This is a genomic window from Nocardioides cavernaquae (assembly GCF_003600895.1).
GTDB classification, from domain to species: Bacteria; Actinomycetota; Actinomycetes; order Propionibacteriales; family Nocardioidaceae; genus Nocardioides; species Nocardioides cavernaquae.
Genome location: NZ_QYRP01000002.1, coordinates 2,865,707 through 2,887,990, shown reverse-complemented (window position 1 = coordinate 2,887,990; position 22,284 = coordinate 2,865,707). Strand labels below are relative to the sequence as shown.

The following is a 22,284-nucleotide window of genomic DNA, read 5'->3' as shown; positions in this document are numbered from 1 at the left end:
CGCTCGCTCGCCCGGCAGACCCGTCACTCGCCGCCCTTCTGGATGAAGGACTTCACGAAGTCCTCGGCGTTGGACTCGAGCACCTCGTCGATCTCGTCGAGGATCGCGTCGATGTCCTCGTCGAGCTGCTCTTTGCGCTCGGCAACGGTCCCTTCGGGTGCGGTCTCGTCGACCTCATCCGCCTCGGAACTCTTCTTAGGCTGCTTCTGCTCCTGGGCCATATCCCGACCCTAGCCGGTCAGGGCACGGAAGAGCTGCTCTGCCGTGTCACAACGATCGAACAGTTCTCCGACGTGTGCCTTGCTGCCGCGCAGGGGGTCGATCGTGGGCACTCGCTGGAGCGAGTCGCGCCCGGGGATGTCGAAGATGACGGAGTCCCAGGAAGCAGCCGCGACACTGGCGGAGTACTTCTCGAGGCAGCGTCCACGGAAGTACGCCCGTGTGTCGGTGGGCGGCTCGTGCATCGCGTCGTCGACCTGCCCCTTGTCGATGAGCGTCTCGATCCGGCCCATCGACACGAGGCGGTGGTAGAGCCCCTTCTCGGGGCGGATGTCGGCGTACTGGAGGTCGATCGCATGCAGCTTGTGGTCGTCCCAGTCGAGACCGTCGCGGTCGCGGTACTGCTGGAGGAGCTTGAGCTTGGCGGCCCAGTCGAGCTCGCCGGCGCACAACATCGGGTCGTCCTCCAGCCGGGTGAGGACCGACTCCCATCGGCGCAGGACATCGACGGTCTGTGCGTCCGCGTCGGCGCCGAGCCGGTCCTCGACGTACTTCTTGGCGAGGTCGAGGTACTCCAGCTGCAGCTGGACCGCAGTCAGCCTGCGGCCGTCCTTGAGCGCGACGGTCAGCTTGCACGTCGGGTCGTGGCTGATCGCCCGGAGGGACGCCACGGGGGTCTCGAGGCCGAGGTCGCGCGTGATGTAGCGGTCCTCGATCATCGCCAGGACCAGCGAGGCCGTGCCGACCTTGAGGTACGTCGACACCTCGGCGAGGTTGGCGTCCCCGATGATCACATGCAGACGGCGGTACTTCTCCGGGTCGGCATGGGGCTCGTCGCGGGTGTTGATGATCGGGCGCTTCAATGTCGTCTCGAGGCCGACCTCGACCTCGAAGAAGTCCGACCGCTGGCTGATCTGGAACCCCTGGCCGCGCCCATCCTGGCCGATCCCGACACGGCCTGCGCCGGTCACCACCTGGCGGCTGACGAGGAACGGGGTCAGGTGGCCAACGATGTCAGAGAACGGTGTGGACCGTCGCATCAGGTAGTTCTCGTGCGCGCCGTAGGAGACGCCCTTGTTGTCGGTGTTGTTCTTGTACAGCACGATCGCGGGCCCGCCAGGCAGCTGAGCGGCCCGGATCGAGGCGTCGAGCATGATCTGCTCCCCCGCCTTGTCCCACTTGACGATGTCGAGCGGATTCGTGCACTCAGGCGTGGAGAACTCGGGGTGCGCATGGTCGACGTAGAGCCGCGCGCCGTTGGTGAGGATGACGTTGGCGAGGCCCATGTCCTCGTCGGTCAGCTGGCTCGCGTCGGCGACTGCGCGCGACATGTCGAAGCCGCGCGCGTCGCGCAGCGGTGACTCCTCCTCGAAGTCCCACCGGGCCCGACGTGCCTTGAGCGTCGCCGAGGCGTAGGCGTTGACGACCTGCGACGAAGCCACCATCGGGTTTGCCGAGGGTTGACCTGTGACCGAGATGCCGTACTCGACCTCGGTGCCCATCACGCGCCGGACGCTCATGCGGCGAGCCTACTCGCGCACGAGAGCCAGATCGCCCGACCTGCGGCACCGGTTCTCCCGGCGCCACTCCCGCGCCGCACCACGAACGCGCAGCAGGGCCCGGAGAAGACCCCCGCGCTCCCCGGGACCGCTGTCGAGCCGACCCCGGGACAAGTCTGGGGTTCCGGGGCGAGCGGGGTCCATGGGGATTCGTACTAATCAAAGGTTGGCATGAGCAGCCATCAGGCCAGCGATCGCGGCGCGGCTCCCCGCTTGCCAGCGCGCCATCACTGCCGCCACGTGCTGCTCGACGGTGCGAACGCCGATGCCCAACGCCTCCGAGATGTCGGCGTTGCGAGCCCCTTCCGCAACCAGGCGCGCCACGTCCAGCTGGCGCGGGGTGAGCGCGGGGAGCTCGACCTGTGGCAGGCGGTCCGCCAGCTGCACGGCCAGCAGCGTGCGGGTGGGCACCCCGAACGCCGCGAGGACACGAGACACGTGGATTCGCACGGTGTGCGGCGAGAGATGCAAGCTGGCTGCAATGGCCGGGTTCGACTGCCCTTGTGCAACAGCAAGTGCGATCGCCCTCTCGCGTTCGGAGAGCACGTCCCAACCCTGGGCCCGCGGGGGCGGAAGGCGCCGACCGATCCGGCGCAGCTCCCGGTTCGCCGCGAGCCGGGTCGCAGCGTGTCCCCCGAGCTCGGCGTCATCGACCAGACGGGCGAGGCGGCCGTGCGCCGCGGCCCCGCGGTCCATGGCGATCTCGATGCGCGACAGCAGGACCTCCGTGTCAGCGACCTCGATGGGCCGCTGGCAACGCTCGGACTCATCCCGTGCACGCGTGGCAAGATCCAGGGCGGCGCCGAGGTCGAGGCGATGGAGGGCCATGCGGGCCTGGGTCCGCCACACCGTCGCTCGTGCGATCGGTGACGCGGTCAGCGGCGCCTGGCGCTCGATCCAGGACTCGGCCGCGTCGTGGTCGTCCTCGGCAAGCGCCGCCGCAACCAGCAGCTCCAGGCTCATCGCGCGATCGATGAGGGTGAGGCGTGGCAGGTCGGCGTCGCCTCCGGCGGTGATCACCGAGCGGGCGGCCCGCGCCGTCTCCCCGACTGCCGCCAGCCCGTATCCGGCCATCAGGTGGAAGCCACTTGAGACGTGGTCGACCGGCTCCGGGAAGGTGTCGGCCAGCTGGGCAGCGAAGCCCCGCATGACGTCCGGTTCGGCCGCGTGGCCTGAGGCGACTGCGTGGCAGGCCGCCAGGATGACCTGCCCGGCGAGGGAGGCCGACGGCGGTAGCGATCCCAGGTGCGCCAGCGCGGCGTCGGTACGCCCCGACCACACCAGCACCCGTGTGTACGTGGTCTGGATCAGGTCGAGATAGACGTGCGGAGCCCCGTCCGGTCCGGCGAGGAACGCGGGATCGGGAAGACCCGTCGCATCCAGCAGCCTCGCTGCGTCATGGAGGCGGTACTGAGCGCAGGCGCCCTCGAGCAGCATGTGTCCAGCGAGCGTACGCAGCGTCCGGTCCCCGCCGTCCGACGCGAGCCGGTCCAGGTCGGCGAGCGCCTCATCGATCGGGTCGGCAATCGCCGCATCCGGCTCCAACGGCCACCCTGCCGAGGCGAAGGCAAGCACGCCCCGGGCGAGCGCCAATCCGTCGAAGCTGGTCGCCTCTGCACGCGCCGCCAGCGCCAGCTCGTATGCCTGCTCGAACTCCTGGGCAAGGGCCAGAAGGAGGCCGCGCATCGCGCGCTCCACCGGGTCGTCGCCGGGGAACAGGGCCACGCCTTCGAGGGGACGGTGCTCCATCACGGCGGCGAGCGCGCCGCGAAGGGGCGCGTCGTACCGAGCCTGGATCGTCATGGGCCCGGACCCTAGTCGTGGCAGCCATCGGCCCCCGGAGGCTGGCTAGACCAGCGCCGGCCTTCGGGGGCCTTCGGGGAGCGGGAACGGTCAGAGGTACTGACCGGTGTTGGCGACGGTGTCGATGGAACGCCCTGGCTCCGTGCCTTGCTTGCCGGTGATGAGCGTGCGGATGAAGACGATCCGCTCGCCCTTCTTGCCCGAGATGCGGGCCCAGTCGTCGGGGTTGGTGGTGTTGGGGAGGTCCTCGTTCTCCTTGAACTCGTCCACGCACGCCTGGAGCAGGTGCTGCACCCGGAGGCCTCGCTGCTGGTGGTCGAGGAGGTCCTTGATCGCCATCTTCTTGGCCCGGTCGACGATGTTCTGGATCATCGCGCCCGAGTTGAAGTCCTTGAAGTAGAGGACTTCCTTGTCGCCGTTGGCGTAGGTGACCTCGAGGAAGCGGTTCTCCTCGGTCTCGGTGTACATCCGCTCGACGGCCGCCTGGATCATGCCCGCGATGCAGGCCTCACGCGAGCCACCGAATTCGGCCAGGTCGTCGAGGTGCAGCGGCAGCGTCGGCAGGAGGTACTTCGAGAAGATGTCGCGGGCCGCCTCCGCGTCGGGGCGCTCGATCTTGATCTTCACGTCGAGGCGGCCCGGACGCAGGATGGCAGGATCGATCATGTCCTCGCGGTTGGAGGCGCCGATGACCAGGACGTTCTCCAGCAGCTCGACGCCATCGATCTCCGACAGGAGCTGCGGGACGATCGTGTTCTCGACGTCGGAGGAGACGCCCGAACCGCGGGTGCGGAAGAGCGAGTCCATCTCGTCGAAGAAGACGATGACCGGAGTGCCCTCGGAGGCCTTCTCCCGTGCGCGCTGGAAGACCAGGCGGATGTGGCGCTCGGTCTCACCGACGTACTTGTTCAGGAGCTCGGGGCCCTTGATGTTGAGGAAGTAGGACTTCCCCTCCTGGCCCGTCTTCTCCGCGACCTTCTTGGCGAGGCTGTTGGCCACCGCCTTCGCGATCAGCGTCTTGCCACAGCCGGGAGGACCGTAGAGAAGCACGCCCTTCGGCGGCTTGAGCTGGTGCTCCTTGAAGAGCTCCGGGTAGAGGTAGGGCAGCTCCACGGCATCGGTGATCTGGTCGATCTGAGCGCTCAGGCCGCCGATGTCGGAGTAGTGGATGTCCGGCACTTCCTCGAGGACGAGCTCCTCGACCTCGGACTTCGGCACCTTCTCGTAGACGTAGCCGGCGCGCGCGTCGAGCAGCAGCGAATCGCCTGCGCGAAGCTTCTCGGCACGCAGCGGGTCAGCGATGCGGACGACGCGCTCCTCGTCGGCGTTGGCGATCACCAGGACCCGGTCGCCGTCCGCGAGGATCTCCTTGAGCATGACGACCTCGCCGACCTGCTCGAACTCCATGGCAGCGACCACGTTGAGCGCCTCGTTGAGCATGACTTCCTGGCCACGCTGGAGCTCGTCGAGCTCGACGTTGGGGCTCACCGTGACGCGGAGCTTGCGACCACCGGTGAAGATGTCGATGGTGTCGTCGTCGTTGCGGTGCAGGAACGTGCCGAACCCGGCCGGCGGCTGGGCCAGGCGGTCGACCTCCTCCTTCAGGACGAGGATCTGGTCGCGCGCCTCACGGAGCGTCTGCGCAAGCCGCTCGTTCTGCGCGGTGACCGCGGCAAGCGAGCGCTGGGTGTCTGCGAGTCGGTCGTCGAGCAGACGGGACTGCGTCGGGCTCTCAGCCACCCGACGGCGCAGGTCAGTGATCTCGGCCTCCAGGAAACGGACCTGGTGGGCGAGCTCCTCAGCGGAACGAGGCTGGTCGGATGCCGACATTCGCGTCACCTCCTTATGGCGACACTACCCAGATTCCTCAACCGGGGAAGGCTGAAGGCGCGCAGTGTCGGTCAAGATTCGAAGACGATCGTGTTTCCGACCCCTGCTGAGCCCGGGCCGGGCGCTCAGGCGTCGAACTTCTCCTCGAGAACCTGCTCGGGGAGGTCGGCAGGCCGAGGCCCCATGTAGTCCACGCCGTAGGCACCCGGCGCAGGACGACGCTGCTTGCGCGGGGCCCGCTCCCCCGGAGCCATCTTCCGCGCGGTGACGAGGAAGGCGGTGTGGCCGATCATCTTGTGGCCAGGGCGGACAGCGAGACCCTCGACGTGCCAGTCACGCACGAGCGACTCCCACGCCTGGGGCTCGGTGAAGCCTCCGTGGACCCGCACCGTCTCGACGAAGCGCGAGAGCTGTGTCGTCGTCGCGACATAGGCGAGGAGGATGCCACCCGGCGACAGGGCGTCGGCGGTTGCGTCGACGCACTCCCACGGGGCGAGCATGTCCAGGATGATCCGGTCAGCCTTGATCCCGGAGGCCGGGAGCGCCTCGGCGAGGTCGCCCAGCTCGAGCTGCCAGGACGGGTGCGGTCGCTCGTCCGTGGCTCCGAAGAACTGGGTGACGTTCTGGCGCGCGACGGCTGCGAACTCCTCACGACGCTCGAACGAGTGGACCCGCCCGAGCGGCCCGACTGCCCGCAGCAGGGTGCAGGTGAGGGCGCCCGAGCCGACGCCAGCCTCGACGACGATCGCGCCGGGGAAGATGTCGGCCATCGCCACGATCTGGGCCGAGTCCTTGGGGTAGATCACCGCGGCACCGCGGGGCATGGAGACCACGAACTCGCTCAGCAGCGGACGGAAGATGAGGTACTCGCCGCCAGCGGACGACTTGAGGGTGAAGCCCTCCTCACGCCCGATGATCTCGTCGTGATCGAGGTGGCCCTTGTTGCTGAAGAAGCGCTTGCCCTCGACCAGCTCGAAGTTGTGCTTGCGGCCCTTGGAGTCGACCAACCGGACCCACTCGCCCACACGGAGGGGCCCACGGTGCACACCGGACCAGGCGTCGGAAGGTACGTCGGTGTTCACTGCATCAGGCATGCGGGCCAGCCTAATGCGGTGCGGGGGTCCTCCCGGTCAGCGGTGGCGCTCGCGGAACGCCTGGTCCACGTCAGCGGTGGAGAGCACGCCGAAGATGGTGCCGTCGTCCTCGATCAGGAGGTACTCGTAAGCAGGCAGGAAGGTGATCGCGCGGATCAGCTCCTCACCCGCGATCCCGGCCGGGAGCGTCATCCCGGGCACCAGGGTGCGGGCGACGCTGCCCACGGTGAGCCACGGGCGCCGGTCCTCGGGCGTCGCCTGCACAGCGGCCTCGCTCACGATGCCCAGCGGGCGACCGGTCGCGTCGACAGTGACGATGCTGCCGGCTTCGGCGTCCTGCGCGCGGCGTACGGCCTCGGCGACCGGGAGGTCCTCAGGGACCGTCAGCGTCCGCCGCGCCAGGCCGCGGGCAACCAGCGACGGCAGCCGCCGTCGAAGGCGGGCAGACTGGATCGCTGCGCTCGCGCCCATCCAGATGAAGCCCGCGAGGATGAAGGCGAAGAGGTACGACGTGAGGTCAGGCTGTGTGTCCAGCAGCCGCTCCATGATCAACGGCAGGAAGAGGACCAGCACTGCGGTCACGCGACCGCACCAACCGGCTACCAGGGTGCCCTGGTGCTCATTGCGCGTGACGCCCCAGACGAGGGCTTTGAGGATGCGTCCGCCGTCGAGTGGCAGTCCCGGGATCAGGTTGAAGACGCCGAGGACCAGGTTCGCCCAGGCGAGGATGATCACGGTCAGCCAGAGGAGCCCGTCGGGCATCGCGAGCGACAGCAGCCAGGCCAGCCCGGCCACCGCGAGTGACGCGATCGGGCCGACCACCGACATGACGAACTCCTCGCGGGCGGAGCGTGGCGCCCCGTCGACGCCGGTGTGCCCGCCGAGGAAGTGCAGCGTGATCGAGTCGACCGGGTGCCCGTAATGGCGCGACGCGAACGCGTGCGACGCCTCGTGCACGAGGATCGTGAGGGCGTAGACGATCGCGATGACCAGTCCTGCGACGTACTTCAAGCCGCCGAGACCGGGCTGGTGCTCCTCGATGGTGGGTGCCATCAACCAGGCGATCAGGGCCGCGAGCACGAACCACGACGTGGTGAGCAGGACGTCGACGCCACCGAGGCTGCCGACGCGGAACGTGCCCGGGGGGCGGGGACGCTTCACATGGACCTCGGGTTCCGGGGTGTCAGTCTCTGGCACGGGTCGAGGCTAGCGGAGATGCGGTGGACCGGGGCCCCGGTCTGTCGGTGGCGTCGCCTAGATTGCGGGACATGACGAGCTCTCCGGCTGATCGGCACTCGACTCCTGTCGACGGAGTCGACGTTCTCGGTGCGCTCTCTCCGAGTCGTGCCGGGGACTTCATGGCCTGCCCTCTGCTCTATCGCTACCGCAGTGTCGACAAGCTCCCCGAGGATCCGTCGCCGGCCGCAGTGCGCGGCACGGTGGTCCACAAGGTGCTCGAGGACCTCTTCGACCTGCCGGCCGTCGAGCGCACGGCCGAGCAGGCGCAGACGATGGTCGTCCCCTCGTGGGAGGCGTTGCTCGAGGCTGAGCCGGAGCTCGAGGGGATGTTTGGTGACGACGGTCCCGAGGTCGGGGCCTGGCTCGCGGAGTGCCGCGGATCGCTGGAGAAGTACTTCGAGCTCGAGGACCCGAGCCGCCTCGAGCCGGCCGAGCGAGAGCTGTACGTCGAGACGCTGCTCGACTCGAAGCTGCTGCTCCGTGGCTTCGTCGACCGGGTCGATGTCGCGCCTGATGGTCGCGTGAGGCTGGTGGACTACAAGTCCGGGCGCTCGGTGGGAGAGCGTTTCGAGGGCAAGGCCCTCTTCCAGATGAAGTTCTACGCGCTGGTCTGGTGGAGGACGCGCGGCGTGATCCCCGCACTGCTCCAGCTGATCTACCTCGGCAACACCGAGGTGCTCAGCTACTCCCCCGACGAGGCTGACCTGTTGGCGACCGAACGCAAGGTCAACGCTGTCTTCGCTGCGATCCGCAGCGCCGAGATGACCGGCGACTGGCGGCCCAACAAGAGCCGCCTGTGTGACTGGTGCTCGTTCCAGGCGCACTGCCCCGAGTTCGGTGGCGAGATCCTGCCGCTGCCGATGTTCCGCGAGGCGCTCGCGGGGGCTGGCGACCTCGGCAGCGACCTCACCGACGACTGACCGACCTGTGATGAGCCGCGGGCTTCAGCGGATCAGGATCTCGGCGAGGTCATGCGGCGTGACCCCGACCAGCGTGTCGCGGAAGACGCGCCGCTCCCCCGGCAGCACCGGCACATGCGCGGGCACGACGAGCACGGTGCACCCGGCATCCTCGGCGGACCGGGTGCCTGTGTTGGAGTCCTCGATCGCAAGGCACTTGTCCGGCGACACCCCGAGGGCTGCAGCCGCCTTCAGATAGGGCTCCGGGTGCGGCTTGCCCCGCGAGACCACGTCACCGGTGATGAGCTCGGCGAACGTGTCCTCAGGCAGGTGCTTGAGGATCGGAGCCACAAAACGCCGGTAGCTCATCGTCACCAGTGCGCACGGCACATCCGCCTCCCGCAGGGCGAGCAGCAGCTCCACCGCCCCGGGACGCCACGGAACCTGCTGCTCGACCCGCGCGACGACACCGTCCAGCAGGATCTCGACGATCTCCGCCGGTTCGAGCTTCGCGCCCGCCGACGCAGGGTCGGCGAACATGTGCTCCCGGATGTAGCGGCCGGACTCCAGCAGGTCGTTGCCGACAAGATTCAGCCCGTGCTCGTGGCTCCAGGTGCCGCCGAAGCGGTCCGCGAGATCGAACTCGGTCTCCATCCAGTACGGCTCGGTGTCGACCAGCGTGCCGTCCATGTCCCACAGCACCGCTGCCGGAAGTCCCCCGACCAGCACGCGCTCAGTCCTCCGGGTCGTACGCGAGGTTCGCCGAGAGCCAGCGCTCGGCCTCGGGCAGCGTCCAGCCCTTGCGCTCGGCGTAGTCGGCTACCTGGTCGCGACCCAGGCGACCGACGACGAAGTACTGCGACTCAGGGTGGCTGAAGTAGAAGCCGCTGACGGACGCACCCGGCCACATGGCCATCGACTCGGTCAGCTCGATGCCGGTGGCGGCCTCGACGTCGAGCAGGTCCCAGAGGACCTGCTTCTCGGTGTGCTCCGGGCAGGCGGGATAGCCGGGCGCGGGACGGATGCCGGAGTACTGCTCCTTGATCAGGCCGACGTTGTCGAGGTGCTCGTCGGGTGCGTAGCCCCAGAACTCCTTGCGCACCCGCTCGTGCAGGCGCTCCGCGAACGCCTCCGCGAGCCGGTCGGCCAACGCCTCGAGCATGATCGCGTTGTAGTCGTCGAGGTCCTTCTTGAACTCCGCGACACGGTCCTGGCTGCCCAGGCCGGCGGTGACAGCGAAGCCGCCGACGTAGTCCTTGAGGCCGGTCTCCTTCGGCGCCACGAAGTCGGTGATCGCCTTGTTCGCGACACCCTCGCGGTGCTGGCCCTGCTGGCGCAGGTGGTGGAGCACCGTGAGGACCTCGGTGCGCTCGTCGTTCGTGTAGACCTCGATGTCGTCGCCGACCGCGTTGGCCGGGAAGAGACCGATCACGCCGTTGGCGGAGAGCCACTTCTCCTCGATGAGCTGGTCGAGCATCGCCTGCGCGTCGTCGTACAGCTTGCGGGCGGCCTGGCCACTCGCCGGGTTGTTGAGGATCTCGGGGAACGAGCCCTTCATCTCCCACGCGTTGAAGAACGGCTGCCAGTCGATGTACTTCCGCAGCTCGGTGAGCGAGTAGTCCTTGAACGTCTTCACGAACTGCGGCGCCTGGTGCGAGCCACCGCCGTTGGCGGAGATGTCGCGCTCCTGCTGGAGCAGCAGGTGCGGACGCGGAGGGTGGTACGCCGACCAGTCGAGCCTGGGCGCGTTGGCACGCGCGTCCTCGAGCGAGACCATCGGCCGGTCGTTCTTGGTGGCGTGGCGCGCACGCAGCGCGTCGTAGTCGGCCTGGACGTCAGCGAGAAGCTTCGGGCGCTGGGCATCGCTGAGCAGCGCAGCGGCCACCGGGACCGAGCGCGAGGCGTCCTTGACCCAGACCACGGCGCCGTCGTACTTCTTGTCGACCTTGACCGCCGTGTGGGCGCGCGAGGTCGTCGCACCGCCGATCAGCAGCGGGATGGTGAGTCCCTGGCGCTGCATCTCGGTGGCGACCGTGACCATCTCGTCGAGTGACGGGGTGATCAGGCCGGACAGGCCGATGATGTCGGCGTTGTGCTCCTTGGCCGCGTCGAGGATCTTCTGCGTGGGCACCATGACGCCGAGGTCGATGACCTCGTAGTTGTTGCACTGCAGCACCACGCCGACGATGTTCTTGCCGATGTCGTGGACGTCGCCCTTGACCGTGGCCATGATGACGGTGCCGTTGGTGTCCTTCTCGCCGGTCGTGCCGGCGTCTGCCTTCTCCTGCTCGATGAACGGGATCAGGTAGGCAACGGCCTTCTTCATCACGCGGGCGCTCTTCACGACCTGTGGGAGGAACATCTTGCCCGCACCGAAGAGGTCACCGACGACGTTCATTCCGTCCATCAGCGGACCTTCGATGACCTCGATCGGACGACCACCTCGGGCCGCGATCTCCGCGCGGAGCTCCTCGGTGTCGGACTCGACGAAGGCGTCGAGACCCTTCACGAGGGCGTGGGTGATGCGCTCGCCGACGGGCAGGTTGCGCCACTCCTCGGTGGCTGCCTCGACGACCTCGCCGTTGCCGCGGTGGGCCTCGGCCAGCTCGAGCAGGCGCTCGGTCGCTGCGAGCGAGTCGGCCGTGCGGTTGAGCACGACGTCCTCGATCGCGTCGCGGAGCTCGGAGTCGACCTCGTCATAGACGACCAGGGCCCCGGCGTTGACGATGCCCATGTCGAGGCCGGCCTGAATCGCGTGGAACAGGAAGACCGCGTGGATCGCCTCGCGCACCGCGTTGTTGCCGCGGAACGAGAAGGAGACGTTGGAGATGCCGCCCGAGACCTTCGCTCCCGGGAGGTTCTCCTTGATCCAGCGCGTGCCCTCGATGAAATCGACGCCGTAGGTCGCATGCTCCTCGATGCCCGTGCCGACGGCGAAGACATTGGGGTCGAAGATGATGTCCTCGGCCGGGAAGCCGACCTCGTCGACCAGGATCCGGTAGGCGCGTTCGCAGATCTGCTTGCGGCGCTCGAGGTTGTCAGCCTGGCCGTCCTCGTCGAAGGCCATGACGACCACGGCCGCGCCGTACTTGCGGCACAGGCGGGCCTGCTCGCGGAACTTGTCCTCGCCCTCCTTCATGGAGATCGAGTTGACGATCGGCTTGCCCTGGATGCACTTCAGGCCGGCCTCGATGACCTCGAACTTCGAGGAGTCGACCATGACCGGGACGCGACTGATGTCGGGCTCGGACGCGATCAGCTTGAGGAAGCGATCCATGGCGGCGACGCCGTCGATCATGCCCTCGTCCATGTTGACGTCGATGATCTGCGCGCCGCTCTCGACCTGCTGCGCCGCAACCTGGAGGGCGGTGTCGTAGTCGCCGTCCTTGATCAGCTTGCGGAAGCGGGCCGAGCCGGTGATGTTGGTGCGCTCGCCGACATTCACGAACAGAGACGAAGAGTCGACGTTGAACGGCTCCAGGCCGGACAGGCGCATGGCGGCGGCCGGCTCGGACGGCACCCGGGGCTTGAGGCCCTCAGCGGCGCGCGCGATGGCACCGATGTGGTCGGGCGTCGTGCCGCAGCAGCCGCCGAGGATGTTGACCAGGCCGGAGTCGGCGAACTCGCGGATCACCGAGGACATCTGGGCCGGGGTCTCGTCGTACTCACCGAAGGCGTTGGGCAGGCCCGCGTTGGGGTAGCAGGAGACGAAGCAGTCGGCCAGGCGGGAGAGCTCGGCGACGTACTGCCGCATCTCGGCGGCACCGAGCGCGCAGTTGAGGCCGATCGCGAGCGGCTTGACGTGGCGTACGGCGTTCCAGAACGCCTCGGTCGTCTGACCGGACAGCGTGCGACCCGAGGCGTCGGTGATCGTGCCGGACACGATCACCGGCCAGCGGCGGCCGCGCTCCTCGAACAGCGTCTCGACCGCGAAGATCGCGGCCTTGGCGTTGAGGGTGTCGAAGATGGTCTCGATGAGCAGGATGTCGGCGCCGCCGTCGACGAGGCCGTTGGCCTGCTCGAGGTACGCCGCGACCAGCTCGTCGTAGGACACGTTGCGGGCACCCGGGTCGTTGACGTCCGGGGAGATGCTCGCGGTGCGGTTCGTCGGACCGAGCGCTCCGGCGACGTAGCGCGGGCGCTCGGGCGTGCTGAACTCGTCGCACGCCTCGCGAGCCAGCCGCGCCCCCTCGAGGTTCATCTCGTAGGCGAGCGCCTCCATGCCGAAGTCGGCCTGTGCGATGGTCGTCGCGCCGAAGGTGTTGGTCTCGACCATGTCCGCGCCCGCGGCGAGGTACTGCTTGTGGATGTCGCGGATCATGTCGGGCTGCGTCAGCACGAGGACGTCGCTGTTGCCCTTGATGTCGCTGGCCCAGTCGGCGAAGCGCTCCCCGCGGTACTCGGCCTCGCCCGGGGTGTGGCGCTGGATCATGGTGCCCATGGCACCGTCGATCACCAGGATGCGCTCGCCCAGGGCGGCGGTGAGCTCTTCGGTGCGGTCTGGCTGGATCTGCTGCGGCACGACAAACCTTCCTGTCCGGAAGGCGTCCTTGATTCATCACCGAGCGTGGCGGAATAGCCCGATGCCGGGAGTTCCGTTGCAACGCCTCTCGGCACCAGACAGTCTAGGGGGTTCGCGACACGGACATGGCTAGGCTGGTCCTGTGATCGAGATCGACGATGTCCGTGACCTGGTCGACCCCCTGGTGATTGCCGCCTTCGAGGGGTGGAACGACGCGGCCGAATCCGCCTCCTCGGTGATCGATCACCTGATCGATGTCTGGGACGCCGACGTGATCGGCGCGATCGATCCCGAGGACTTCTACGACTTCCAGATGAACCGCCCGATCGTCGGAGTCGACGAGACCGGGCACCGCCGGATCACCTGGCCGACCACCCAGATCGCCGTCGCTTCTCCTCCGGGACTGGGTCGCGACGTGATCCTGATCCGTGGCATCGAGCCGAACATGCGCTGGCGCCAGTTCTGCGCGGAGCTCCTGGCCGCGTGCGACGAGCTCGGTGGCGCGCTCGTGGTCACGCTCGGCGCGCTGCTCGCCGACACGCCCCACACTCGCCCGCTGCCGGTGACCGGCAGCGCGACGGAGCCTGAGCTCCTCGACAGGCTCAAGCTCGAGCACTCGACGTACGAGGGGCCGACCGGCATCGTCGGCGTCTTCCAGGACGCCTGCACCCGGCTCGACATTCCGGCGGTCTCCTACTGGGCCGCGGTCCCGCACTACGTGGCACAGCCACCGTGCCCCAAGGCGACGCTGGCGCTGCTCGGTCAGCTCGAGGACCTCCTCGAGTGCTCCATCCCGCTGGGCGACCTCCCTGAGGAGGCCCGGGCCTGGGAGCGCGGTGTCGACGAGCTCGCCGAGGAGGAAGAGGACATCGCCGACTACGTGCGTGCCCTCGAGGAGACCCGCGACACCGCCGATCTGCCGGAGGCCTCAGGCGAGGCGATCGCGCGCGAGTTCGAGCGATACCTCAAGCGCCGCAACCAGGGCGATTGAGTCAGAGCTTGATGCCGAGCGCCGCGTCAACGACGGCGCGGACCTGGTCAGCCGCGTAGATGTCCTTGTGGTCACCGGACTCGGTGGCTGCGACCCAGCCATCGATCGCGGCAACAGCGGCCGGAGCGTCGAGGTCGTTGGCGAGGGCCGCCAGGACGGCGTCGACGACGGGGCCGGCAGGAGCACCGACGCCGTGCTTGAGGGCACCGCGCCAGGCGTCGAGGGTGTCGTGGGCTGCCCACAGCTCGTCGTTGGTCCACTCCCAGTCGGAGCGGTAGTGGTGGCGCAGCAGGGCGAGCCGGATCGCGGCAGGGTCGACCTCGCTGCGGCGCAGCTCGGAGACGAAGACCAGGTTGCCCTTGGACTTGGACATCTTCTCGCCGTTGTAGCCGACCATGCCGGCGTGGACGTAGGCCTGCGCGAAGCGGCTGCCCTCGGCCACCTGGGCCTCACCCGCGCACATCTCGTGGTGCGGGAAGGAGAGGTCACTGCCGCCGGCCTGGACGTCGAAGCCGTTGCCGAGGTGCTCGAGGGCGATCGCGGTGCACTCGACGTGCCATCCGGGACGACCGGCGCCGAACGGGCTGTCCCACGCGGGCTCGCCCTCGCGCTCGCCGCGCCACAGGACGCAGTCGAGCGGGTCCTTCTTGCCGGGGCGCTCCGGGTCGCCGCCGCGATCGGCGAAGACCGCCATCATCGCGTCGCGGTCGAGGCCGGACACGTCACCGAAGGCAGGGTCGCTGGCCACCGAGAAGTAGAGGTCGGTGTCGACTGCGTAGACGACACCTGCCGCCTGCAGGCGCTGGATCAGCGTGATGACGAGCGGGATCGACTCGACCGCACCGACGTAGTTGTCCGGCGGAAGGACGCGCAGCGCCTCCATGTCCTCACGGAAGAGCTGCGTCTCGCGAAGCGCGAGCTCCTCCCAGGGCACGGAGACCTTGGTTGCGCGCTCGAGCAGCGGGTCGTCCACGTCGGTGACGTTCTGCACGTAGGTCACCGAGTGGCCGGCGTTGCGCCAGGCGCGGTTGAGCAGGTCGAGCCCGACGTACGTCGCCGCGTGACCCATGTGGGTCGCGTCGTAGGGCGTGATGCCACAGACATACATCCGCGCGCCGGCCGCGGCCGGGCTGGTCTCGACGAGGCCGCCGGTGGAGGTGTCGAACACCCGCACGGCAGGACCGGTCACCGACAGGTGGGCGATCTCGGGAGCAGACCAGGAGCGCATGACCAGAAGCCTAGTCGGTCACTGCACTTCTCAGAACGCTGGCCACGGAATCGCCGGCCACTCGGCGGACGGTTGCGGGAACACCCCGGTCGTGAGGAGCTGCCGGGCGCGGGCCACGAACGCGGCGACCTCGTCGGCGGTGATCAGTTCACGCAGTGCCTCAGCGAGGTCCGCGTCGTCGGCGACGCGGCGCACCGCTGCGGACTCGTCGGCCGACAGCGGCTCGCCGAGCCAACCCCAGAGCACGGTGCGCAGCTTGTTCTCGACGTGGAACGACACCCCGTGATCCACGCCGCGGCGCTGCCCATCGGCCGTTGCCAGCACATGGCCGCCCTTGCGGTCGCCGTTGTTGATCAACGCGTCGAAGACCGCCATCCGGCGCAGTGCGGCGGTGTCCTCATGGACGAGCAGCACGGGGTTTCCGTGTCCATCGCGAGCCTCGAGCACGGTCCGGAAGCCCGGCGGCACCGAGCCGGGGGCGACGACGTCGACCGCACCGACCCCTGGATCCTCGTCGATCCACTCCTGCAGCATCCCGCTGCCATGGGGCCCCTCTCCGAGCCAGGTGCGCGGGACGACTCCCCACCCCAGCGCCTCGGAGACGACGTACGCCGCGACCTCGCGGCTGGCGAGGTTCCCTTCGGGGAAGTCCCACAACGGCCGCTCGCCCGCGATCGGCTTGTAGACGACACGGCTGCCTTCGAGGTCACCGACGAAGGTGGCGTTCGAAGCAGCCACCAGCCGTCCGTCGAGGACCAGGCCGGCGGCAGGTGCGGCGAGGGGGTCAGTCATGCCCGTCGCTTGAAGCCGTTGGCGCGGACGCACAGGTGGCCCGACGCATCGATCGGTCCCCCGCAGAACGGGCAGTCCGGCCGGCCGGCGCTGACGACGCGTGCAGCACGTTCGACGAACGCACGCGCCACTCCCGCGGACAGGCGGACCAGGAAGACCTCGTCAGGCTCCGTCTCGGGGAGCGCCATGCCGGTCTCGTCGTCGATGGCCGCCGCCTCGTCGAACGGGAAGACCTCGATGACCACGCGCTCGTCGTCGCCGTCCCAGGACAGGGTCATCGTGCCGGCCCGGAACTCCTCCTCGATCGGCTGCTCGAGCGGAGCGTCGTCCGCCAGGTCGAGCGGTGCGACCGCCGGGATGATCGTGCGCGTCGCGGCCTTCTCCATCAGGTCGTCCAGCAGGCCGTCGATGCGCGCGGCGAGGATCGTGACCTGCTGCTTCTCCAGGCTCACCGAGACGATCTGACGACCGACCCGGGCCTGCAGGAAGAACGTCCGCTGACCGGGAGGGCCGACTGTGCCCGCGACGAAGCGGTCCGGGGGGTCGAAGGCGTGGACGACTGGCTCCATGCCACTCAGCCTAGGCGCGGCCAGGTGTGGGGCTGTCGCCGCCACCGACAACGGGCGCATGGTCTGCGCCGGTGAGCCAGGCGAGGTTGCCCGCCTTGGTGTTCATCCCCACGACCGTCGGGCGCTTCTCGCCGTAGCGGACGATCGACAGCGACGCAGGCGCAACTGCCAGGCGCTGGAAGAGGTCCAGATGGAGGCCGAGGGCGTCGGCCAGGACGGCCTTGATGATGTCGCCATGGCTGACGGCCACCCAGATCGCTCCGGGTCCGTGCTCCGCCTCGATCGCGGCATCACGACGGCGTACTGCCGCGGCCGCGCGGGCGGCCATGGCGGCCATCGACTCGCCGTCGGGGAAGGTCACCGCCGACGGATGCGCCTGCACGGTCGCCCAGAGCGGCTCGTCGAGCAGGTCCTTGATCGCCTGCCCCTGCCACTTCCCGTAGTCGACCTCGATCAGTCCCTCGTCCTGCACCGGATCGAGGCCGGTGACCTCAGCGATCGGACGGGCGGTCTCGCGGCAACGCTGGAGCGGGCTGACCACCAGCTCGACGACAGGGACGCCGCGAAGCCGCTCGGCGGTCACCTGGGCCTGCTCCTGTCCGTGCTCGTCCAGCCCGACACCCGGAGCGCATCCGGCCAGGACGCCGGCGGCGTTGGCGCTCGAGCGGCCGTGCCGCACCAGGATCACTGTTGCCATGACGTGGAGCGTATCGGGCATATCCTCGGCACGTGATCGTCGACAGCGCGCTCTACCGCAACGGCACCCGGGTTGCCGTGGACTGCTCTGCGCAGGACCTCAAGACGCTCCGGGCCGGCTGCATCGAGCCCGACGCGTTCGTCTGGGTCGGACTGCACAACCCGACCTCCGCCGAGCTGAACCGGGTGGCCCAGGTCTTCGACCTGCACCCGCTCGCGGTCGAGGACGCCCTCCTGGCGCACCAGCGCCCGAAGCTCGAGCGCTACGACCGCTCGCTCTTCCTGGTGCTCAAGACGCTGTGGTACGTCGATGAGGACGACGCCGTGGAGACCGGCGAGATCAACGTCTTCATGGGCCGCGACTTCGTGATCACCGTCCGTCACGGTGCCGGTGCCGAGCTGCACACCGCTCGCCTCACGCTGGAATCCAAGGCCGACGTGCTCAACCACGGTCCCTCCGCCGTGGTCTACGCGGTCTGTGATCGGGTGGTCGACGACTACGTGCGCGTCGCTGCCGAGCTGGAGATCGACGTCGACGAGATCGAGACGTCGGTCTTCTCCCCCGACCGGACCGACGACTCCGCGCGCATCTACGTCCTCAAGCGCGAGATCGCCGAGGTGCGCCGCGCCGTCATGCCCCTGCGTGAGCCGATGCGCCAGGCCGCGACCGGCCTCGTGCAGGGCATGGACCCCGAGGCGGCGCCGTTCTTCCGCGACGTGTCCGACCACCTCTCGAAGGTGTCCGACACGATCGACAACCTCGACACCTTGCTGTCGACCGCGTTCGAGGCGCACCTGGCACGCATCTCGATCCAGCAGAACGAGGACATGCGCAAGATCTCCGCGGGCGCTGCGCTCGTCCTCGTGCCGACCCTGATCGCCGGCGTCTACGGCATGAACTTCGACCACATGCCCGAGCTGCACTGGCTCTTCGGCTACCCGTTCGCGCTGGTACTCATGGCGTCCGTGTCGGGCTACCTCTACCGGCGGTTCAAGGCCTCGGGCTGGCTCTGACCCAGGGGCGTCAGGCGGTCAGCACGCCCGCGGTGAGCAGCACCAGCACGCCACCGCCGAGCAGAACGCGGTAGATCACGAACGGCAGGTAGGACTTGGTCGAGACGTAGCGCAGCAGCCATGCGATCGCGGCGTACCCGACGATGAAGGAGACGACCGTCGCTGTGATGGTCGGACCCCAGCCGTAGCTGTTGTGCCCGTGCGGGATCTCCTTGAGCTCGAAGAGGCCGGCGCCGATGACGGCCGGGATCGCGAGCAGGAAGGCGTAGCGGGTCGCGGCCTCGCGCTCGTAGCCGAGGAAGCGGCCCATCGAGATGGTCGCGCCGCTGCGGGAGACGCCGGGGACGAGTGCGGCTGCCTGGGCGAGCCCCATGAGGATGCCGTCGCGCAGGGTCAGCTGCTTGATCTTCTTGTTGCTGGCGGAGACCCGGTCGGCGACGCCGAGGATGATGCCGAGGACGATCAGCGTCGTGCCGATGACCCAGAGATTGCGGAAATGGTCCTCGATGACGGACTTGAGCGCGATGCCCAGGATCACGATCGGCAGTGAGCCGACGATGATGAACCAGCCCATCCGGGCGTCCAGGGTGCCGCGGTACTCAGCGCGGAAGACCGAGAGCACCCAGGCCTTGCCGATGCGCCAGATGTCCTTGCGGAAGTAGAGAAGCACCGCGATCTCGGTGCCGATCTGGATCACCGCCGTGAAGGCAGCGCCCGGGTCGCCCCAGCCGAAGAGCTCGGGGAAGATCCGGAGGTGGGCACTGCTCGAGATCGGCAGGAACTCGGTCAGCCCCTGGAGGATGCCGAGGAAGATCGCCTTGAGGAAGTCCAGCACGCGCAGAAGCCTACGAGCCGCGCCCGCCGCGCGAGGCACCGGGCGCGCCGGAGCTCACGCGCCGCAGCTCAGAAGAACTGCTTCACCACAGCCGCTGCACACCCCAGGACGGCCACGGCAGCCCCGGACGCAAGAGAACGACCCGGACGCGGCAGGTCCTCGAGCCGGGGCGCGGGGTCCCCCGACACGAAGGCCCGGAGACGCCGACGGCGCTCGAAGGCCACGGCTTCGACCAGGTCTCGGGTGGCAGCCATGCCCCGAACGTACGCCGCGGCCACGCTGGGGCGCGCGGGGAGGAGGAAAGCCTGTGGAGAACGCCTCATCCCCGATCCGGCGCGTTCTCCCCGCGTGACACGCCGTGGCTGGCTACCGTTGGCGCATGCAGCAGCGCACGTTGGGCTCCACAGGTCTCCAGGTCTCGAGCCTGGGCCTGGGCACGCTCACCTGGGGTCGTGACACCGACGAGCACGAAGCCCGTGACCAGCTCCGGGCCTTCGTCGAGGCCGGGGGCACGCTGCTCGACACTGCCGCGGGCTACGGCGACGGGGCCTCGGAGGAGCTGATCGGCTCGCTCCTCGGCGACGTCGTGGACCGTGACGACATCGTCATCGCGACGAAGGCGGGCATCTCCCGTCGCCGCGGCGAGCGCGAGACCAATGTGTCCCGCGGACGGCTGATCACCGAGCTCGACGGCTCGCTGCGTCGGCTCGGCGTCGACCACGTCGACCTGTGGCAGGTGCACACCTGGGTTGACGGCACCCCGCTCGAGGAGACGCTCTCCGCGCTCGACTACGCGATCAGCACGGGTCGCGCGTCCTACGTGGGCGTGTCCAACTACTCCGGCTGGCAGAGCGCGCAGGCCGCGACCTGGCAGCGCGCGGTGCCCGGCCGGGCCGTCCTGGCCTCCACCCAGGTCGAGTACTCCTTGCTCAACCGCGCCGTGGAGGCGGAGGTCATCCCGGCCGCCCAGGCCATGGGCCTGGGCGTTCTTCCCTGGTCACCCCTGGGCCGTGGCGTGCTCACCGGCAAGTACCGCAGCGGCACTCCTTCGGACTCCCGCGCTGCCTCTCCCCATTTCTCGGGCTTCGTCGGTGCCTACCTCAACGACCGCTCGCAGCGGATCGTCGAGTCGGTGGCGCGTGCCGCCGAGGGCCTCGGCTGGAACACCGTCGAGGTCGCCCTCACCTGGGTCCGCGACCGTCCGGGTGTCACCGCGCCCATCGTCGGCGCCCGCACCGCGGCACAATTGAAGGCAGCGCTCAGCATCGACGAGCTGGAGCTGCCCCCCGAGATCATCGACGCACTGGACGACGTTTCCGGAGGAGAGTGAGCAGATGTCGGCAGCCACGCGGAGGGCACTTCAGCGAAACGTCGAATGGGAATTCGATGATCACCTGCTCCCGCGCGGCATGAGTCGCAACCTGGTCACCCGGTTCCTCGTGGACCTCGCCGAGAACGGCGGGTGGGAGCTTGCCCGCGTCCGCATCACCCCGGACGGGACACACCGCGTCGTCGTACGCCGCAAGATCATCCGCCAGGTGCGGCCGCAGTTCTACTACGTCGCCTGACGGCGCAGTTCGGATCAGGCCTCGTCGAGGAACCGGTCGAAGACCCGGGCGCCGAACTCGAGCCCGTCCACCGGCACTCGCTCGTCGACGCCGTGGAAGAGTGCTGTGAAGTCCAGGTCGGCGGGCAGGCGCAGGGGCGCGAACCCGTAGCAGCGCATGCCCAGCTTGCGGAAGTGCTTGGCGTCCGTGCCGCCACTCATCGTGTACGGCGCGACGAGGGCCTCGGGATCCTCGGCCAGGATCGACCGGGTCATCACGTCGACTAGCGGTCCGTCGTAGGACACCTCCCACGGCTGCTGGTGCGAGACGAAGTCCCAGGTCACGTCCTCACCACAGAGCTCGGCCAGTGTGCGGAAGAACTCGTCCTCGTAACCGGGGAGGAATCGCCCGTCGATGTGGGCAGTCGCGTCGGACGGCACCACGTTGACCTTGTAGCCGGCTCCGAGCATCGTCGGGTTCGCGGTGTTGCGGATGACGGCGCCGAGCATGCGAGCCGCTCCCCCGAACTCCTCGATGAGCGCCTCAGCATTGTCCGGGGTCGCGGTCGTGCCGGCCAGCTCCGCGACACTGGCGAGCAGCACCTCCATGGTCGGCGTGAGCCGCACCGGCCACTGGTGCGCTCCGATGCGTGCGACCGCGCCGGCCAGCGCAGTCACCGCGTTGTCGTGGTTGATCATCGAACCGTGACCGGCGCGCCCCCGGGCGGTCAGGCGCATCCACGCCATGCCCTTCTCGGCCGCCTCGATCAGGTAGACACGGCGACCGCGAACCGTCGTGCTGAAACCGCCGACCTCACCGACAGCCTCGGTGCACCCCTCCACGAGGTCGGGCCGCTCGTTGACCAGCCACTCCGCGCCCAGGTGGCCGCCGGCCTCCTCGTCGGCCGTGAACGCGAGGACGATCGGGCGCTTCGGCAGCTGTCCAGCACGAGCACGGGCACGGATGACCGAGAGCGCCATCGCGTCGAAGTCCTTCATGTCCACGGCCCCGCGGCCCCACAGGTATCCGTCGGAGATCTCGCCGGAGAACGGGTGCAGGGTCCAGTCCTCGGCAGCGGCAGGTACGACGTCGAGGTGGCCGTGGATCAGCAACGGATCCGGGCCGTCACCGATGCGGGCCACCAGAGTGGACCGGCCCGGCCGTGACTCGACGATGGTCGACTCGATGCCGACCTCGTCGAGGAGCGTGGCCACGTGCTCCGCGGCCTTGCGCTCGCCCGGCCCGTCGCCCGTGCCGTCGTTCGTGGTGTCGATCCGGATCAGGTCGCGGCAGAGCCCGACCACCTCGGCGGCCGGGTCGTACGCCGTTGGCTGGGCATCCAGCTGGGCATCCATGCGCCCATCCTGACATCAGGGCGAAGCGTCGCCCCACGTTCACCGTGCGTTCGACCGCGCCTGCGAGCCTCATCGCACTCTCGGGATCCTGT

Annotated in this window: 20 protein-coding genes; 5 read left to right on the top strand and 15 right to left on the bottom strand. The window is 68.8% G+C overall.

Translation table 11 applies throughout. The annotated features are described in order from the left end of the window. Nucleotides 1–23: 23 nt before the first annotated feature. From D4739_RS13895 to D4739_RS13870, 6 genes are all read right to left on the bottom strand, one after another. Nucleotides 24–221 carry a ubiquitin-like protein Pup gene (locus D4739_RS13895; protein WP_120061177.1) on the bottom strand — a complete coding sequence of 66 codons (198 nt, stop codon included), beginning with the start codon at nt 219–221 and terminating at the stop codon, nt 24–26. Between the two features lie 9 nt (nt 222–230). Next, a complete protein-coding gene (dop, locus tag D4739_RS13890) occupies nt 231–1,739 on the bottom strand; it encodes a depupylase/deamidase Dop (protein WP_120061176.1) in 1,509 nt (502 codons plus the stop codon). A 198-nt stretch (nt 1,740–1,937) separates the two neighbouring features. Further along, nucleotides 1,938–3,581 carry a helix-turn-helix transcriptional regulator gene (locus D4739_RS13885; RefSeq protein WP_120061175.1) on the bottom strand — a complete coding sequence of 548 codons (1,644 nt, stop codon included), beginning with the start codon at nt 3,579–3,581 and terminating at the stop codon, nt 1,938–1,940. Between the two features lie 90 nt (nt 3,582–3,671). Next, nucleotides 3,672–5,411, bottom strand: a complete 1,740-nt coding sequence (arc, locus tag D4739_RS13880; protein ID WP_120061174.1) for a proteasome ATPase — start codon at nt 5,409–5,411, stop codon at nt 3,672–3,674. Nucleotides 5,412–5,536: 125 nt separating this feature from the next. Beyond that, entirely contained in the window at nt 5,537–6,505 is a 969-nt protein-coding gene (locus D4739_RS13875) for a tRNA (adenine-N1)-methyltransferase (RefSeq protein ID WP_120061173.1), read from the bottom strand. Nucleotides 6,506–6,541: 36 nt separating this feature from the next. Continuing rightward, nucleotides 6,542–7,702, bottom strand: a complete 1,161-nt coding sequence (locus D4739_RS13870; protein ID WP_238473658.1) for a site-2 protease family protein — start codon at nt 7,700–7,702, stop codon at nt 6,542–6,544. A gap of 71 nt (nt 7,703–7,773) precedes the next feature. On the opposite strand from D4739_RS13870, the gene D4739_RS13865 reads away from it, so the two are divergent. Then, the gene (locus tag D4739_RS13865) at nt 7,774–8,664 is read left to right on the top strand and encodes a RecB family exonuclease (RefSeq protein ID WP_120061171.1); all 891 of its coding nucleotides are present in this window, start codon (nt 7,774–7,776) and stop codon (nt 8,662–8,664) included. Nucleotides 8,665–8,688: 24 nt separating this feature from the next. Here the strand turns inward: D4739_RS13865 and D4739_RS13860 are convergent, their stop codons facing one another. Together D4739_RS13860 and metH are read right to left on the bottom strand one after the other, a co-directional pair. Beyond that, on the bottom strand, nt 8,689–9,372 hold the full coding sequence (locus D4739_RS13860) for an HAD family hydrolase (protein ID WP_238473657.1): 684 nt from the start codon (nt 9,370–9,372) through the stop codon (nt 8,689–8,691). Nucleotides 9,373–9,376: 4 nt separating this feature from the next. After that, complete coding sequence (metH, locus tag D4739_RS13855; protein WP_182920426.1) at nt 9,377–13,165, bottom strand: methionine synthase; 3,789 nt, start codon at nt 13,163–13,165, stop codon at nt 9,377–9,379. 142 nt (nt 13,166–13,307) lie between these two features. Here metH and D4739_RS13850 point away from each other — a divergent pair, with 142 nt between their 5' ends. Continuing rightward, nucleotides 13,308–14,156, top strand: a complete 849-nt coding sequence (locus tag D4739_RS13850) for a PAC2 family protein (protein ID WP_120061169.1) — start codon at nt 13,308–13,310, stop codon at nt 14,154–14,156. A gap of 1 nt (nt 14,157) precedes the next feature. On the opposite strand, the gene mshC is transcribed toward D4739_RS13850, so the two are convergent. From mshC to D4739_RS13830, 4 genes are read right to left on the bottom strand one after another with little or no spacing between them, the layout of a single operon-like run. Continuing rightward, on the bottom strand, nt 14,158–15,384 hold the full coding sequence (mshC, locus tag D4739_RS13845) for a cysteine--1-D-myo-inosityl 2-amino-2-deoxy-alpha-D-glucopyranoside ligase (protein ID WP_120061168.1): 1,227 nt from the start codon (nt 15,382–15,384) through the stop codon (nt 14,158–14,160). 30 nt (nt 15,385–15,414) lie between these two features. Further along, complete coding sequence (locus tag D4739_RS13840; RefSeq protein ID WP_120061167.1) at nt 15,415–16,176, bottom strand: SCO1664 family protein; 762 nt, start codon at nt 16,174–16,176, stop codon at nt 15,415–15,417. After that, complete coding sequence (locus D4739_RS13835; protein ID WP_120061166.1) at nt 16,173–16,745, bottom strand: DUF3090 domain-containing protein; 573 nt, start codon at nt 16,743–16,745, stop codon at nt 16,173–16,175. The genes D4739_RS13840 and D4739_RS13835 overlap by 4 nt, the downstream gene beginning before the upstream one ends. A 10-nt stretch (nt 16,746–16,755) precedes the next feature. Beyond that, nucleotides 16,756–17,442 carry an MSMEG_4193 family putative phosphomutase gene (locus tag D4739_RS13830; RefSeq protein WP_120061165.1) on the bottom strand — a complete coding sequence of 229 codons (687 nt, stop codon included), beginning with the start codon at nt 17,440–17,442 and terminating at the stop codon, nt 16,756–16,758. Nucleotides 17,443–17,474: 32 nt separating this feature from the next. On the opposite strand from D4739_RS13830, the gene corA reads away from it, so the two are divergent. Then, the gene (gene corA / locus D4739_RS13825) at nt 17,475–18,455 is read left to right on the top strand and encodes a magnesium/cobalt transporter CorA (RefSeq protein ID WP_120061164.1); all 981 of its coding nucleotides are present in this window, start codon (nt 17,475–17,477) and stop codon (nt 18,453–18,455) included. 10 nt (nt 18,456–18,465) lie between these two features. Here corA and D4739_RS13820 read toward each other — a convergent pair whose 3' ends face one another. Both D4739_RS13820 and D4739_RS13815 read right to left on the bottom strand, forming a co-directional pair. Next, complete coding sequence (locus D4739_RS13820) at nt 18,466–19,290, bottom strand: undecaprenyl-diphosphate phosphatase (protein ID WP_238473656.1); 825 nt, start codon at nt 19,288–19,290, stop codon at nt 18,466–18,468. A gap of 68 nt (nt 19,291–19,358) precedes the next feature. After that, the gene (locus tag D4739_RS13815; protein WP_182920425.1) at nt 19,359–19,544 is read right to left on the bottom strand and encodes a type VII secretion protein EccB; all 186 of its coding nucleotides are present in this window, start codon (nt 19,542–19,544) and stop codon (nt 19,359–19,361) included. A 125-nt stretch (nt 19,545–19,669) separates the two neighbouring features. On the opposite strand from D4739_RS13815, the gene D4739_RS13810 reads away from it, so the two are divergent. Further along, on the top strand, nt 19,670–20,620 hold the full coding sequence (locus tag D4739_RS13810) for an aldo/keto reductase (RefSeq protein WP_120061911.1): 951 nt from the start codon (nt 19,670–19,672) through the stop codon (nt 20,618–20,620). A 4-nt stretch (nt 20,621–20,624) separates the two neighbouring features. After that, the gene (locus D4739_RS16940; protein WP_182920424.1) at nt 20,625–20,858 is read left to right on the top strand and encodes a DUF5703 family protein; all 234 of its coding nucleotides are present in this window, start codon (nt 20,625–20,627) and stop codon (nt 20,856–20,858) included. Nucleotides 20,859–20,872: 14 nt separating this feature from the next. On the opposite strand, the gene D4739_RS13805 is transcribed toward D4739_RS16940, so the two are convergent. Continuing rightward, complete coding sequence (locus tag D4739_RS13805) at nt 20,873–22,192, bottom strand: M20/M25/M40 family metallo-hydrolase (protein ID WP_120061162.1); 1,320 nt, start codon at nt 22,190–22,192, stop codon at nt 20,873–20,875. Nucleotides 22,193–22,284: the final 92 nt, after the last annotated feature.

Excerpts from the sequence above, each read along its gene's own strand:
- dop (WP_120061176.1), bottom strand. The coding sequence starts at position 1,739 with ATGAGCGTCCGGCGCGTGATGGGCACCGAGGTCGAGTACGGCATCTCG.
- D4739_RS13810 (WP_120061911.1), top strand. The coding sequence starts at position 19,670 with ATGCAGCAGCGCACGTTGGGCTCCACAGGTCTCCAGGTCTCGAGCCTG.
- D4739_RS13830 (WP_120061165.1), bottom strand. The coding sequence starts at position 17,442 with ATGGCAACAGTGATCCTGGTGCGGCACGGCCGCTCGAGCGCCAACGCC.
- D4739_RS13865 (WP_120061171.1), top strand. The coding sequence starts at position 7,774 with ATGACGAGCTCTCCGGCTGATCGGCACTCGACTCCTGTCGACGGAGTC.
- D4739_RS13885 (WP_120061175.1), bottom strand. The coding sequence starts at position 3,581 with ATGACGATCCAGGCTCGGTACGACGCGCCCCTTCGCGGCGCGCTCGCC.
- mshC (WP_120061168.1), bottom strand. The coding sequence starts at position 15,384 with ATGCGCTCCTGGTCTGCTCCCGAGATCGCCCACCTGTCGGTGACCGGT.
- D4739_RS13875 (WP_120061173.1), bottom strand. The coding sequence starts at position 6,505 with ATGCCTGATGCAGTGAACACCGACGTACCTTCCGACGCCTGGTCCGGT.
- D4739_RS13895 (WP_120061177.1), bottom strand. The coding sequence starts at position 221 with ATGGCCCAGGAGCAGAAGCAGCCTAAGAAGAGTTCCGAGGCGGATGAG.
- D4739_RS16940 (WP_182920424.1), top strand. The coding sequence starts at position 20,625 with ATGTCGGCAGCCACGCGGAGGGCACTTCAGCGAAACGTCGAATGGGAA.
- D4739_RS13840 (WP_120061167.1), bottom strand. The coding sequence starts at position 16,176 with ATGACTGACCCCCTCGCCGCACCTGCCGCCGGCCTGGTCCTCGACGGA.
- D4739_RS13835 (WP_120061166.1), bottom strand. The coding sequence starts at position 16,745 with ATGGAGCCAGTCGTCCACGCCTTCGACCCCCCGGACCGCTTCGTCGCG.
- arc (WP_120061174.1), bottom strand. The coding sequence starts at position 5,411 with ATGTCGGCATCCGACCAGCCTCGTTCCGCTGAGGAGCTCGCCCACCAG.
- D4739_RS13805 (WP_120061162.1), bottom strand. The coding sequence starts at position 22,192 with ATGGATGCCCAGCTGGATGCCCAGCCAACGGCGTACGACCCGGCCGCC.
- D4739_RS13815 (WP_182920425.1), bottom strand. The coding sequence starts at position 19,544 with ATGGCTGCCACCCGAGACCTGGTCGAAGCCGTGGCCTTCGAGCGCCGT.